This window comes from Niastella koreensis GR20-10 (assembly GCF_000246855.1).
Lineage (GTDB): Bacteria > Bacteroidota > Bacteroidia > Chitinophagales > Chitinophagaceae > Niastella > Niastella koreensis.
The window spans coordinates 7036093-7051084 of record NC_016609.1 but is presented as its reverse complement, the minus strand read 5'-3'; the positions used below and the strand labels follow the sequence as shown (position 1 = coordinate 7051084).

Below are 14992 nucleotides of genomic sequence, written 5' to 3'. Positions count from 1 at the left end.
CTAACAGGTATTTAAAATTGCATGAACTACAAAGACCTGCCCCTTGAACAAAGAATGGAACTGGCATCTCAATACGCCCTGCTGCTGATGGCGGATGATAAAGTCGTTCCTGAAATAATAAAGCTCCTTATAACAGATTATGCGCTTAGCGAAGAACAGGCTGCTCAAGCTGTCATTGCTATGCGAACGAATTATAAAAAGGAATATAATTCAACGCAGAGCAGTAAGTTATTTAAAGCACTTGTTGCGTTGGGGTTTTCCGTTTTTGCAGCCCTGGCCTATTATTTCATGGGAAAAGAAATGGGCAGCGCCGGTATCCTCGCCTTCATCTTTGTAGTATTGTTTGGGCTAGGTGGTGTAGGGGCATTATTTATGATAGGCGGAATTATTGGGGAACAATTCAGCAAGCCCGGTAACAACAAAAGGCCTGTTATTGCTAAACGTGCCAGAAAGCCGGATAATGTCGACAAATTCCTGCAATACGCGGCTATCATGAGCGGCATATTGCTTTGTTTTGCGGCCTATGAATACTTTTTTCGGGCACGTAATGTTGATGTAACCAAAATTGTAACAATTAACCATTGTATAATTACCGAACCGGTAGAGTATGAACACACAAGTGGGAAAAGTCGCACTTATTATTATAAATTAAAATTTCGCGGCAGTGGGCTTGAATTCCGTTTTTTTGACAGGTATTATAAATACTCCAATAATATGGAGACGCTTAATAAACTTAGGGAAGGGGATACTGTTTCAATTCAGCTATTAAACCAGGAAGCCTTCAATTATTATCAGTATGCAAATTATACCGATAACCTTGAAATAATTAATCTGGGCCAGCATGGCCGTTTTTTAGTAGATCACAACTACCGCAATGCCCGGATAAGAATAGAGCAGATAAGGGCTTTTAATCTGTTTCTGACTGTCTTTGCCTGTGTAATGTCTTTAGTTTTTTTCAAACATCTGTATAATAACAAAAAACACCGCCGGCAAACCTCCAGGTAGGGCCAAAGAGTTACCCCTCTACGTGTTAACTACGTTAACTTATCACTTATATTTGCAGCCTTATGGCAACAGATAACAACAGGTTCCAGGCAATAATTGCGCATTGCAAAGAGTATGGATTTATTTTTCAGTCCAGTGAAATATACGATGGGCTTAGTGCCGTATATGACTACGGTCAGTGGGGTAGTGAGCTCAAGAAAAACATCCGTGATTACTGGTGGAAGAGCATGACCCAGATGCACGAGAACATTGTTGGTATCGATGCGGCCATTTTTATGCATCCCACCACCTGGAAGGCCAGTGGCCACGTGGATAATTTCAGCGATCCCATGATCGATAATAAAGACAGTAAAAAGCGCTACCGGGTCGACCACCTGCTGGAGGCAAAAGCCGATGAGTGGGAAAAAGAAGGAAAGAAGGCCGAAGGGGATGCCTTACTGGCTGAGATGGATAAACTATTGGTAGCCAATGATTACGATGGCTTGAAAAAGCTCATAGAAGATAATAAAATAAAATGTTCTGTAAGCGGTACCGCGAACTGGACTGAAATACGTCAGTTTAACCTGATGTTCAGCACCCAGTTAGGCAGCGTGTCGGAAGAGGCCAGTGAAATATACCTGCGCCCCGAAACGGCCCAGGGTATTTTCGTAAACTTCCTGAACGTTCAAAAAACCGGTCGCATGAAAATACCATTTGGTATTGCGCAAACCGGTAAAGCATTCCGTAACGAGATCGTTGCCCGCCAGTTCATCTTCCGCATGCGGGAGTTTGAACAAATGGAAATGCAGTTCTTCGTTCGGCCTGGCACCCAAAAAGAGTGGTACGAATACTGGAAAGAAGAACGCATGAAATGGCACCTGAGCCTGGGTATTCCCAAGGAAAAGTACCGTTTTCATGATCATGCTAAGTTGGCCTTTTATGCCGACGCCGCTTGCGATATAGAGTATGATTTCCCTATAGGATTTAAAGAAGTAGAAGGTATACATTCCCGCACAGACTACGATTTAAGCAAACACCAGGAATACAGCAAAAAGAAAATGCAGTATTTCGATGCAGAGATCAATCAGAACTATATCCCTTACGTAATTGAAACATCCATAGGGCTCGATAGAACGGTTCTGATGGTCTTAAGCCAGGCTTATGCCGAGGAAGACCTGAGCACTGCCGAAAAGCAGGATAGCCGGGTGGTGTTGAAGCTCCCCCCCAAACTGGCTCCCATTAAACTGGCCATTTTGCCTTTGGTGAAAAAAGATGGGTTACCAGAAATTGCCCGTGAGATCATGGACGAATGCAAACCGCATTTCCGTTGTTTTTATGAAGAAAAAGACACTATAGGAAAGCGTTATCGTCGTATGGATGCAATAGGTACACCATTCTGTATAACAGTCGATAAACAAACCAAAGAAGACGGAACTGTGACCATCCGTCACCGTGATTCCATGCAACAGGATCGTATTCCCGCTAATCAGGTCAGGGAATTTGTTCAGAAATACCTTGTCTAATAATTGATTAAATATTTAATTAATTGAGATGTTTTTTTCGGAAAACTACTCTTTTAATTTATAGTTAAGCGTGTATTTTTGTAGCAACCTTAAAAAACCAGAAGATTTAAGATGGAGGTATTATGCTCTTAATCGAAATGTCTATTGATCTAACGATGCTGGTTGGCGCTATCGCAATCGCCTTTATTGCCGGTTTTCTGCTCCGTAGTTCGCAAATGAAGAAACAAAAGAAAAAAGTGAACGAACTGGAGCGGGAAATGATGGCAAACCATGCAGAAATCCTTGAATTGCAACAAGAGAAACTGGCGCTCGAAAAACAGTTGAAAGGCGTATCAAACATTCCGGTGATCCCGATCACTGCCAAAGACGAGAAGAAATCAGAGAAGTTACAGGACAAGTCCACAGGCTCAAAATAAGCACTCAGTCTTCGTTTTTAGCGCTTTTTGCCCTTTGCTCGCACTGCTTTAATACAACATCCTTTGTAAATATCCCCAGGGTAATTTTCCTTCATGTCATCAGTTAACACCGGTGGCAATCACTACTTTATTATCCATACAGTTCCAGGTGAATGGTTTTGCGATCATATCCCAGGTCCTGAATGCGTTGTTTGGCCTCATCTATCATGTTCTTCCAGCCGCATAAATAAAAATAGGCTGGTTTTAAGGCAGGTGGGCTGGTGTTTGCCTGCGCACTGTTGGCCCGGATTATTTCCTCATAAATAGTATGCACATACCCCGTTCGTATCAGGTGATCATAATTTTCGGGTACTTCGCGGGAGAAGGTGGGCAGGTATTGAAAGCTGGTCACTTTTTCCGCCAGCTCCTCTAATTCAGTACCATACAGGTTATCGGTAAGCTTTCTGCAGCCAAAGATCAGGTAAATGTTCTGGTGGGTAATATTGTGGTTTAAAATATGATGCGCCATCGACCTGAAGGGCGCGATGCCCGTACCGGTACAAATAAAAAACAGGTCGCGGTCAATAGGTTCGGGCAGGGTAAATTTGCCTTGTGGGCCACGAAACGTTAACTGATCTCCTTCTTTTACTTCGTTAAAAAGCCAGGTAGTGCCGGCGCCACCGTCCAGTAAAACAATCACCAGTTCAAACACATTACTGCCATCCGGCCAGGATGCAATTGAATAGCTGCGCCACCGTTTGTTGGGTTTTTCATGAATGGGCAGGTCGAGGGTTACAAACTGACCGGGTTCAAAATCGAACGCTTGCAGCTCAGGCACTTCTATCCAGTACCGTCTGGTATTACTGGTTTCGTTTACAATACGAATAACTTTTCCGGTGTGCCAGGTTAATGACATATGGCTTGCAATTTTTTGATACCTGCTTAAGTTACAGTAAAGTCGGCAATCGGCAATCGTGAATCGTGAAACGTGAAAGGGTTCGCCGGGGTGTGACATTTCTCATTATTTTCATTTTTTACTCCTTTTATCCCCCAACCCTTTATCAACACGATCAACTCTTTCAACCTTATCAACCTCCCACTCGTAACTCAAATTCCTGCATTTTAATACTTTGTTACCTTGCCAACTTGTTAACCCGTCAACTTTTCGTAAATTCGCGTCCGCTGATATGAATTTGCAGGAGTTGCTCAATGGGTATAAAAATAACCCCCGCCTTTTTTCACTGGCGGACAGGCTCACTTTTTCCCAACCCCAACAGGTTTTTTGTAAGAACCTGCACGGAAGCGCCTCCGCCTTTGTAATCGGCACTATTTTTCAGCACGAAGCCAACAGCCAGCTCAACCACGTAATAGTTTGTGAAGATTCAGAAGCGGCTGCTTACATGCACAATACGCTGGAAAACCTCACCCAGGCGTTGAACCTCTTTTTCTTCCCCAGCTCCTTTAAGAACAGAAAGAATTTCCGGTTGCTCAATTCTTCGCACGTGATGTTGCGAACAGAAGCGCTTACCCGGTTTTCTTCCCCCATGGCCGGCAGCAACCGCGTGGGCGCCCTTATTACGTATCCGGAGGCGCTGTTTGAAAAAGTAGTGTTGCCTAAAACCCTGGCGGGAAATATTATTTATCTGAAATCGGGCGACGTCATAGATGTAGAAGCGTTGTTGCGCCAGCTGGTTGACTATGGCTTTTCAACCACCGATTTTGTATACGAACCCGGGCAGTTCGCCTTACGCGGCGGCATCCTTGATATTTATTCATTCGGAAATGAAAAACCTTACCGCATTGAATTGTTTGGTAATGATGTGGACTCCATCCGCATTTTCGATCCTGAAACACAGTTGAGTGAGCGGAAACTGTTACAGGTAAGCATCATTCCCAACGTGGAGACCCAGTTTGACGAAGATGCCAAGATCTCCCTGTTTGAATTTCTTCCCGAAAACACGGTGTATTGGTTCCAGGACTGGGAGCTTACCAAAGAAAGACTGTTGACCCAGGAAGAAGACCTGCAACTGTTCCTGGACATGCAGGCCAACAATGCCGTACCCAAAGAGGCGGTAGAAGAGGACGACAAAACAATAAAGACCAGCATAAAGGCCGATGAGTTTATTTCAGGTTCCCTGAAAAAACAATTGGCCAATCGCCATGTGGTAGAGTTTGGCTATCAGCCGGGATTTATGGAGGATAGCGAGCCCACCCTGCACTCACCACTCACCATTGATTTCAACACCAAAGATCAGCCGGCCTTCAACCGCCAGTTCGATCTGCTGATAAAAGACCTGAAGTCGTGGGAAGCAAAGAAATTCAGTCTGTATTTGTTTGCAGAAAATCCCCGGCAGTTAGAACGGTTGAACAGCATTTTTGAAGACCTCAAAGCAGGCATCCAGTTCACCCCGGTGCCTACCAGCATCCACCAGGGATTTATTGATGAAGACCTGAAGGTGATCTGTTATACCGATCACCAGATTTTCCAGCGCTACCATAAATACAAGGTTAAACAGGCTTACAATAAGAATAAGGCCATTACCCTGCGTACCCTGCGCGAATTACAGCCGGGCGACTACGTTACCCACATCGACCATGGTGTAGGTATTTACAGTGGTCTGCAAAAGCTGGAATCGAACGGTAAAATGCAGGAAGCAGTGCGCATCATTTACCGCGATAGCGACATCCTGTATGTGAACATTAACTCGCTGCACAAGATCTCGAAGTACACCGGCAAGGAAGGTAGCGTACCCAAGGTGAACAAACTGGGCAGTGATGCCTGGAACAGGCTGAAAGAAAAAACCAAGACCAAGGTTAAGGAAATTGCCTTTGATTTGATTACCCTTTACGCGCAACGTAAGGCGCAGCAGGGCTTTCAGCATGCACCGGATAATTACATGCAAACCGAGCTGGAAGCTTCCTTTATATACGAAGATACGCCCGACCAGAGCAAGGCTACGGCCGATGTGAAGAAGGATATGGAATCGCCCTCGCCCATGGACCGGCTGGTGTGCGGCGACGTTGGCTTTGGTAAAACGGAGATCGCCATTCGCGCGGCATTCAAAAGCTGTTGCGATGGAAAGCAGGCCGCTGTACTGGTGCCTACCACCATCCTGGCGTTCCAGCATTTTAAAACATTCAGCGAACGGCTGAAAGATTTTCCGGTTACCGTTGATTATGTAAACCGGTTCAAATCGGCCAAGGAGAAAAAGGATACTTTAAAACGGCTCGAAGAAGGTAAGATAGATATCATTATTGGCACCCATGCCCTGTTAGGCAAGGAGGTTAAATATAAAGACCTGGGGCTTTTGGTCGTTGACGAAGAACAGAAATTTGGGGTGGCGCATAAAGAAAAGATCAAGACCCTGCGCACCAATGTAGACTGTTTAACCTTAACGGCAACGCCTATTCCGCGTACGTTACAGTTCAGTTTAATGGGCGCCCGCGACCTGAGTATTATGAATACGCCGCCGCCCAACCGGCAGCCCATACAAACGGAAGTACAGGTATTCAACCACGACTTCATCCGCGATGCCATTTATTATGAAACCGAGCGGGGCGGACAGGTATTCTTCATCCATAACCGCGTACAGGGATTGTCGGAAATGGCGGCCCTTATTCAGGGCTTGTGTCCCGACCTGAGCATTGGCTTTGCCCATGGCCAGCTGGAAGGTCATATCCTCGAAGAACGCATACTTGACTTTATTGATAAAAAGTACGACGTACTTATTTGTACCAATATCGTGGAGAGCGGGGTGGATATTCCCAACGTAAATACCATCATCATCAACAACGCCCATCACTTTGGATTAAGTGATCTGCACCAGTTACGGGGCAGGGTAGGGCGTAGCAATAAAAAGGCTTTTTGTTACCTGCTGGCTCCTCCCATGAGTACGTTGCCGCCCGACTCCAGAAAGCGGTTACAAACGCTGGAGCAGCACAGTGAGCTGGGCAGTGGCTTCCAGATAGCCATGCGCGACCTCGACATCCGCGGGGCAGGCAACCTGTTAGGAGGTGAACAAAGCGGCTTTATGGCCGAAATAGGTTTTGAAATGTACCAGAAGGTGCTGGAAGAAGCCATCAAGGAGTTGAAGCGTACGCAGTTCAGGGAATTATTTAAGGCAGAAATTTCCAAACAGGAAGATTATGTACAGGATTGCACCATCGATACCGATCTGGAGATCCTGATCCCCGATAGCTATGTAGAAAGCATCACCGAACGGTTAACGTTATATACCCGCCTGGATAATTGTGATAACGAAGAAGAGCTGCAGGCCTTTGCCGTTGAGTTGCAGGACAGGTTTGGGCCAATACCCCAGCAGGTGGAAGACCTGTTTGATACCGTGCGCGTTCGCCGCCTGGCCGTAGAGCTGGGTTTTGAAAAAATGTTGTTGAAAGACGACACGCTCAAATGCTATTTCATCAATAAAGCCGATAGCCCTTATTTTGAGTCGGATATTTTCCATAACATTCTCACCTTTATTCAAACCCAAACGAATAAAGCCCGCCTTAAGCAGAATGGAAAATTATTTATGCTGGTAGTATCAGATATGGGCACCATGCAAAAGATGGTACGCTTCCTGTCGCAAATGAAAGAGTTTGTGAACAAGCAGGAGACTACGGCTTAAAATCCCCTCCTGGGAGGGGATCGCTCAGAGCATCTTCTCCATAACATAGTGCGGGATAGTAACCTCTTCAAATTCCTGCCCGCTTATGCGGTAACCGAGCTTTTCGTAAAAACCTACGGCTGTTTTGCGGGCATGCATGGTTATTTTCAGGAAACCGCGGTCGCGGGCGATGTTTTCGGCAAACTGCATCAGGGCCCGGCCAATACCTTTACCCTGCAGGTTATTAAGAACGGCCATCTGGCGCAAACGAACGGAGTTGGGGCCCTCCATTATAAGCATACAGCAACCCAGCATCTTTTCTTCTTCAAAGGCGCCGATCAAAATCTCCTCTTTTTCTTTTTCCAGTTCTTCGGGGGTAAATTGTAAACCCAGCGGTCTGCGCAGGATTTCATTACGCAGTTGAACCATTTGCTGGTACTCCCGGGAACCGTGATCTATTATTTTTAAAGCCATGCCGACTAATTGGGTAGTGCGCTGCAATATAAGGATTTACCGTATACCAGCCCCATTCCTTGAATGAAAAATAAAAGGGCCTTTATAGCATAAACCTGCCAATATCCCGTTTATGGTGGCCCCCGGTGGCTGGAAAGGGGGGCGGATTTTACTACAAAACCGGTAAATCACAAAATATTAACAAGATTAATTAAAAACCAGCCTTTTATTGTCATTATTCCAAAATCTATATTTTTGCAGCCGTAACTAAACTTTACAAAAATGTCAGACATCGCAACAAGAGTTAAAAAGATCATTGTTGATAAGCTTGGTGTAGAAGAAGCAGAGGTTACCAATGAGGCTTCTTTCACCAATGATTTAGGTGCCGATTCTCTCGACACCGTGGAACTTATTATGGAATTTGAAAAGGAGTTCAATATTTCCATCCCTGATGAACAGGCTGAAACAATTACCACTGTTGGCCAGGCTGTAGCTTACTTAGAAGAGCATGCTAAGGTCTAAGTAAATTGAATATTGTAGATCAGGTGCAATAAATTAAATCCGCTTTCGATAGCTGGGCGCATGCTGCGAAAGCGGATTTCTTACTTAAAAACTCCCTCTGGCAAGAGCTATGCAATTGAAACGAGTTGTTGTGACCGGTATTGGTGCTCTTACACCTATCGGAAATAATTTAGAAGAATATTGGAACGGACTCATTAATGGAGTATCCGGTGCCGATTTTATTACCCAGTTTGATGCCTCCAAATTCAAAACACGCTTTGCCTGCGAGTTAAAGAATTTCGACCCGTTGAATTACCTCGACCGCAAGGAAATCAAAAGAATAGACCGTTTTACCCAAACTGCCATAATCGCCAGTGACCAGGCAGTGACCGACGCCGGCATTAATAAAGATAATGTCAACGTTGACCGGGTAGGGGTTGTATTCGCCAGCGGAATCGGAGGTCTTATAACGTTCCAGGAAGAAGTGACGAACTTCGCCAAAGGCGATGGCACCCCGCGCTTCAATCCTTTCTTCATCCCCAAGATGATCCTGGATATTGCAGCTGGTCATATCTCCATGCGACATGGTTTTCGTGGTCCCAATTTTGCGGTAGTTAGTGCCTGTGCTTCTTCTACCAACGCCATTATGGATGCGTTTAACCTCATCAGGTTAGGTAAGGCAGATATCATCTTAACCGGTGGCGCTGAAAATGTTATCAGCGAAGCCGGGGTGGGTGGTTTCAATGCCATGAAAGCCCTGAGCGAGCGCAACGACGATCCTAAAACCGCCAGCCGCCCGTACGACAAAGACCGTGATGGTTTTGTTATGGGGGAAGGCTCAGGGGTACTGGTAGTGGAGGAACTGGAACACGCTTTAAAACGTGGAGCTAAAATTTATTGCGAAATTGCTGGTTGCGGAGCTACTGCCGATGCGCATCATATTACTGCCCCGCATCCTGAAGGACTGGGCGCTAAAAACGTAATGTTGGTTGCTTTTGAAGACGCCGGCATGAAAGCCGAGGATATTGATTATGTCAATACCCATGGAACTTCAACCCCGCTGGGCGATATTGCAGAAATAAAAGCGATCACCGATGTTTTTGGTGAACATGCCTTTAAAGTAAACATCAGTTCTACAAAATCCATGACGGGTCACTGTTTGGGCGCCGCCGGGGTTATAGAAGCAATAGCCTGTATTCAGGCTGTAGTGCACGATATTGTGCCGCCTACTATTAACCACTTTACCGACGACCCTGAGCTTGATTCGCGATTAAATTTCACCTTTGAAAAAGCCCAGAAGCGCACGGTACGTGCCGCTTTAAGTAATACATTTGGGTTTGGAGGCCATAACGCCTGCGTAATCGTGAAAAAGTTTGAAGCGTAGTTTTTACGCGTAGAGTTGTTGAGGTACTATTGAATATTTTTTGATGGTTGCGGAGTCCGGCCCTATTAATGATTTTTTGGCTTAATGAAAAATTAGTAGATTGACAATTGTGGGAATCCTGGACCGCTTTTTAGGCAAAGAAGAGAATCTTTCTTTTAAAAAGAATCTGCGCAATGTACTGGGTTTTACCCCGGGCAAGCTCGCATTATATAAGGCTGCCCTTACCCATAGGTCGGTAAGGGATAGTGCCGATGAAAATAATGAACGGCTCGAGTACCTCGGAGATGCTATTCTCAGTGGGATCGTAGCCGATTTTCTTTTTAAAAAATATCCCTACAAAGAAGAAGGTTTCCTTACCGAAATGCGGTCCAAAATGGTGAACCGGAATAAACTCAATGAGATTGCCATCAAAATGGGTTTAAAAAAGATCACCTTCTTTAATAAGTTCGACAATTCCCTTAAAATGAGCCAGATTTTTGGTAACACCCTCGAAGCGGTGGTGGGCGCCATTTATCTTGACCGGGGATTCGATAAAACCAAAGTATGGGTATTTGAATGCATCATCATTCCCCATTTGTACATGGAAGACCTGGAACTTCTCGAAATCAACCATAAGAATAAACTCTACGGCTGGGCCAATAAAAATGGTAAGAACCTCGAATTTGAGACCCTCGACGAACGCATTGAAGGCGGCCGCCGCCTGTTTACCATTGGCGCCGTAGTAGATGGCGAGCTCCTCGCCGAAGGCAAAGCCTACAATAAAAAAGACGCCTCCCAGATAGCCGCCGCTATCGCTATTGATAAATTAGGCCTGAATAAGCAGGTAGAGCCGGAAGAAGACTAAAGCCTCCCCCCATCCCCCTCCGGTGGAGGGGGTGAATTGCAACCTCGCGCTATTACTCAACTTGTCGCATTTTGGGGCTTTCTCATCCTGCTTCCCACATCGTATTCATCCTTTATCAACCCTGTCAACGCCATCAACTCCGTCAACCTCTACCTTCTTACCACCAAAAGCTTCACTTTAATCCCTTGTCAACATGTTAACCTGTCAACCGGTCAACTAAATAACTACCCATTTACCCTGCTAAATACTCCACTTAACCTTTAGCGCCACCACCAAAACCCTTTACCTCGCCCTAAACAATTCCACTTATTGTACTTTTATTCCATGTATGGGAAATATTTCGCGTACTGGGCTAGTATTCACCGGTAGGAAATATGGTTTTTTTAGAGAATGTGGGAAACGAAAAATAACATATGACAATCAATAAGATGTAAAAAAGAATACCCAATCCCGGTATCGCTTTTTGCATGTTTTTCGCCCGTGCCGGAAAAAACAGGTACGTGTATTGGAAACAATAGGGCATTAAACTGTTTACCCCATGAAAGCCGTGTTCGTAACCCTATTTATCATGCTGTCGGCTACCAGCCTGATGGCAAGTAAGAAAAGTTCCAATACAGATGGTGATTGGGACACTAATACAATCTGGAATCCCAACAGCGTGCCGGGAAGTAATGACACTATAGTGATTAACGCTGGTGATACAGTAACACTTGCCGGCAATCACAATTTGAATAATGTAGTAATTATAGTATTGGGAAGGTTAGACCTTTCCAACAACGGTAAATTAAACCTGGATGCTGCCAGCAAAATTTACGTACAAACCGGTGGAATAATAATAGGGAATGGAAACAGTGATCAAATAAAGCTGGGCTCCAATATGAAATGGAATGGCTCAGATCCCCCGGTAGTCGGCCCTCAATATGCAGATAATGGCACAGGCGGCGGCTTTGCCCCCTGGACGGTTCTTGCAGCAAACTTTCAATCGTTTTATGTAACCCGGCAGGGTACAAATATCCAGCTAAGCTGGTCAACAAGTACAGAAGTGAACAATGCTTATTATGCTATAGAAAAAAGTACCGATTCCCGCACCTGGAATCAAATAGCGCAGGTAACCGGCGCAGGTACAACCGATGTGGCTAACAATTATGGTTATGCCGATAAAAGCAGTACAAATGGCGATGTGTATTACCGCATACGACTGATAAGTACCAATGGCGCAAACCTGTATTCAGCCATTCGCAGCCTTCATAACGGCAACAATACTGTTACAAACATCTTTGCTTCTTCAAACAAAACAATTACCATCGACTTTAACAGCGATGTAAAAGATAACGTTTCCATACAGTTGATAAACATGAGCGGACAGATTATAGTGCGTAAGGAATTTAGTCAGGCTTCTTACCGGCTTATCGTAGACGCGATGAGTGCCGGCTCCGGTGTGTATGCAGTACGGGTAAGTGATAGTAAAGGCTGGAGCGAGGTTAAGAAAATAGCGTTGTAGGTTTAAATGGTCCTCATATTAGGTAAACAGTAATGGTTCCCCTGTGTCTACAGGGGAACTTTTTTTATTTTGGGCAATATTTTTTTAACGTAACCAACGCAGTTACAATCTCTTCCGTTTATTCTCTATACACGAGCATCAATTATTAGTCTTTCTACTATTATATTCATCGGGTTAAGATTGTATCTTTAAGCGAATAGCATTGCCATGTCAGCATTTGACCCCGAGCGTCATCTTACTAATGTAGACTACAAGATAGTAGCCGCTTTGGAGAAAATTTCTGAAGTCTTCAGGGTTTTGTTATGGACGGAAGCCAAAGAACATAAGCTAAGTCCTATTCAAATGCAGTTGCTGATCTTTATCAAGTATCATAACTCCGATAAGCAACGCCGCATAGCCTCCATGGCCCGTGAGTTCAATATGACCAAGGCCACCATCAGCGATTCAATAAAAGTACTGGAACAGAAAGGGTTGATCGAAAGAGCAGATGACATGCTCGATAGCCGCAGTTTTAATTTTTCGCTTACTGATAAGGGCGTGAAGCTAACGGGGATGATCGAGAACTTTACCAAACCGTTAGATGGCGCTATTGCCACCCTGAGCATCCCACAAAAAAATGAGTTCCTGGTATCGGTGCTCGATCTCATCTTCCGGCTGAATCAAAACGGCATCATTTCTACCCAGCGCATGTGTTACAACTGTTATTACTACAATGGCGACCGCCAGCAGAACCACTTTTGCAACCTCATGCAAAAAGAACTGGCCATTGATGAACTGCGCATTGAATGCCCGGAACATAAGTCAACAGACAATAGGCAATAGACAATAAACAATATGCAATACTCGCGAATGCGGAGTGACCGAATATTGGCAAGCTCATGACAGCAGAGAATAATTGTCAATTGTCTATTGACATACACAGTTCAATCAGCACGCCATTGGTATTCTTTGGGTGTAAAAAGCACACTAACTTGTTGTCTGCACCGCGTTTAGGTTGTTCATTTAACAATACAAATCCCTCACTCACCAGCCGTTTCATTTCTGCCTCAATATCTGCCACTTCAAAAGCAATGTGGTGAATGCCCTCGCCCTTTTTATCAATAAAGCGGGCAATCACGCCTTCGGCGCTGCTGCTTTCCAGCAATTCAATTTTGGTATCACCGGTTTTAAAAAAGGCGGTAGATACCTTTTCGCTTTCCACCTGCTCCGTTTTATAACAGGGAGTATTCAGCAGCTTTTCAAACAGGGGAATCGAATTCCCTAATTCCCGAACGGCAATGCCAATGTGTTCAACTTTCAACATATCAGGTTGTTGTATTATTCAGGAAACAAATGTAAAGGAAAGGCTTTTGAGGTGTTTAAAATAGTTCCAGGTTACAAGGTACAGGGTCTCTGAAATTCGTGAACCCCGCAATTATTCAGCATGCCTGTCCTGGAACCTGGAACCTGAAACCTGGAACCTGAATCCCGAAACCACTTAATTTTGTACTGAAACACAACGCATGTTAAACCTCCCCATATACCTCGATCACAACGCTACCACGCCCTGCGACCCAAGGGTAATGGAAGTGATGTTGCCCTATTTCACCGAACAGTTTGGCAATGCGGCCAGCCGCAGCCATTCCTTTGGCTGGCAGGCAGAAGAAGCGGTAGATTATGCCCGTGAGCAGGTGGCCAGGTTAATAGGGGCCGAACCAAAAGAAATCATCTTTACCTCGGGCGCTACCGAAGGCGATAACCTCGCCATAAAAGGCGTGTTTGAAATGTATGCCGGCAAGGGCAACCACATAATTACCTGCGTTACCGAACACAAGGCCGTGCTGGATACCTGTAAGCATATAGAAAAATTGGGTGGAACCGTAACGTATCTCCCCGTAAATAAAGAAGGCCTCATAGATCTGCAGCAACTGGAAGCCGCCATTACCCCGCGCACCATTCTCATCGCTATCATGTACGCGAATAATGAAACAGGCACCATTCAGCCCGTGAAGGCGATAGGCGCCCTGGCTAAAAAGCACAGCGTATTGTTCTTTACCGATGCCACGCAGGCAGTGGGTAAAATACCGGTTGATGTAATAAAAGATGAGATCGACATCCTGGCCTGCAGCGCCCATAAATTATACGGGCCAAAAGGCGTAGGCGCTTTGTATGTACGGCGTAAGAATCCCCGTGTACGCCTCACCGCCCAAATGGATGGCGGCGGTCACGAAAAAGGCATGCGTAGTGGTACCCTGAATGTACCCGGTATTGCCGGTTTTGGCAAAGCAGCCGACATTTGCCGCCAGCAGCTGGAAGCAGATGGTGAGCGCATGAGCCGGCTGCGCAATAAGCTGGAAAATGCCCTGCTGCAACTGGATGCTACTTATGTAAACGGCAGCCGGGCGCACCGCCTGCCCCATGTAGCCAATCTTTCGTTTAACTTTGTAAATGGCGACCAGCTGATGATGGGCCTGAACAAGGAAATCGCCCTCTCTTCCGGCGCAGCTTGTACCAGCGCCTCCATGGAACCCAGTTACGTGCTGAAAGCCCTGGGGGTGGAAGATGACCTGGCCCATAGTTCTTTACGGTTTTCCATTGGCCGGTATACTACCGAAGAGCAGATCGATTATGTGATAGAGCGGGTGAAGAAGACGGTGGAGCAGTTGAGGACCTTGAACATAATTTGCTAATTTGCCAATATGCTTATATGCTAATTGAAATACAATTAGTTATAATAAAAAAAGGCAATAAGGTTAGTGAATTATTAAACAAACAAGCAAAAAAAGCGTTGTATATTTAGTAAAACGCATGCATTAGCACA

General features: G+C 45.2%; 13 protein-coding genes. 10 read left to right on the top strand and 3 right to left on the bottom strand.

All coding sequences use genetic code 11. The annotated features are described in order from the left end of the window. Window positions 1-21: 21 nt before the first annotated feature. The 3 genes from NIAKO_RS27815 to NIAKO_RS27805 all read left to right on the top strand — a co-directional run bounded on the left by NIAKO_RS27815 (window position 22) and on the right by NIAKO_RS27805 (window position 2923). Window positions 22-1005 carry a hypothetical protein gene (locus NIAKO_RS27815; protein ID WP_014221791.1) on the top strand — a complete coding sequence of 328 codons (984 nt, stop codon included), beginning with the start codon at window positions 22-24 and terminating at the stop codon, window positions 1003-1005. Window positions 1006-1067: 62 nt separating this feature from the next. Beyond that, window positions 1068-2507 (top strand): glycine--tRNA ligase, encoded by a 1440-nt coding sequence (locus NIAKO_RS27810; protein WP_014221790.1) that lies wholly within the window; start codon window positions 1068-1070, stop codon window positions 2505-2507. 122 nt (window positions 2508-2629) lie between these two features. Next, window positions 2630-2923 (top strand): hypothetical protein, encoded by a 294-nt coding sequence (locus tag NIAKO_RS27805; protein WP_014221789.1) that lies wholly within the window; start codon window positions 2630-2632, stop codon window positions 2921-2923. Between the two features lie 130 nt (window positions 2924-3053). Here the strand turns inward: NIAKO_RS27805 and NIAKO_RS27800 are convergent, their stop codons facing one another. Beyond that, entirely contained in the window at window positions 3054-3818 is a 765-nt protein-coding gene (locus NIAKO_RS27800) for a ferredoxin--NADP reductase (RefSeq protein WP_014221788.1), read from the bottom strand. A 271-nt stretch (window positions 3819-4089) separates the two neighbouring features. Here NIAKO_RS27800 and mfd point away from each other — a divergent pair, with 271 nt between their 5' ends. Beyond that, complete coding sequence (gene mfd, locus NIAKO_RS27795) at window positions 4090-7530, top strand: transcription-repair coupling factor (RefSeq protein WP_014221787.1); 3441 nt, start codon at window positions 4090-4092, stop codon at window positions 7528-7530. 24 nt (window positions 7531-7554) lie between these two features. Here mfd and NIAKO_RS27790 read toward each other — a convergent pair whose 3' ends face one another. After that, complete coding sequence (locus NIAKO_RS27790) at window positions 7555-7983, bottom strand: GNAT family N-acetyltransferase (protein WP_014221786.1); 429 nt, start codon at window positions 7981-7983, stop codon at window positions 7555-7557. Window positions 7984-8244: 261 nt separating this feature from the next. On the opposite strand from NIAKO_RS27790, the gene NIAKO_RS27785 reads away from it, so the two are divergent. The 5 genes from NIAKO_RS27785 to NIAKO_RS27765 all read left to right on the top strand — a co-directional run bounded on the left by NIAKO_RS27785 (window position 8245) and on the right by NIAKO_RS27765 (window position 13014). Continuing rightward, window positions 8245-8484 (top strand): acyl carrier protein, encoded by a 240-nt coding sequence (locus NIAKO_RS27785; protein ID WP_014221785.1) that lies wholly within the window; start codon window positions 8245-8247, stop codon window positions 8482-8484. A gap of 109 nt (window positions 8485-8593) precedes the next feature. Continuing rightward, the gene (gene fabF / locus NIAKO_RS27780; RefSeq protein ID WP_014221784.1) at window positions 8594-9847 is read left to right on the top strand and encodes a beta-ketoacyl-ACP synthase II; all 1254 of its coding nucleotides are present in this window, start codon (window positions 8594-8596) and stop codon (window positions 9845-9847) included. Window positions 9848-9956: 109 nt separating this feature from the next. Beyond that, a complete protein-coding gene (locus NIAKO_RS27775) occupies window positions 9957-10691 on the top strand; it encodes a ribonuclease III family protein (protein WP_107685633.1) in 735 nt (244 codons plus the stop codon). 538 nt (window positions 10692-11229) lie between these two features. Next, complete coding sequence (locus NIAKO_RS27770; RefSeq protein WP_014221782.1) at window positions 11230-12192, top strand: T9SS type A sorting domain-containing protein; 963 nt, start codon at window positions 11230-11232, stop codon at window positions 12190-12192. Between the two features lie 207 nt (window positions 12193-12399). Next, window positions 12400-13014, top strand: a complete 615-nt coding sequence (locus NIAKO_RS27765; protein WP_014221781.1) for a MarR family winged helix-turn-helix transcriptional regulator — start codon at window positions 12400-12402, stop codon at window positions 13012-13014. A 76-nt stretch (window positions 13015-13090) separates the two neighbouring features. On the opposite strand, the gene mce is transcribed toward NIAKO_RS27765, so the two are convergent. Next, a complete protein-coding gene (gene mce / locus NIAKO_RS27760; protein WP_014221780.1) occupies window positions 13091-13495 on the bottom strand; it encodes a methylmalonyl-CoA epimerase in 405 nt (134 codons plus the stop codon). A 199-nt stretch (window positions 13496-13694) separates the two neighbouring features. Between mce and NIAKO_RS27755 the strand changes: the two genes are divergently transcribed. Continuing rightward, a complete protein-coding gene (locus NIAKO_RS27755; RefSeq protein ID WP_014221779.1) occupies window positions 13695-14861 on the top strand; it encodes an IscS subfamily cysteine desulfurase in 1167 nt (388 codons plus the stop codon). Window positions 14862-14992: the final 131 nt, after the last annotated feature.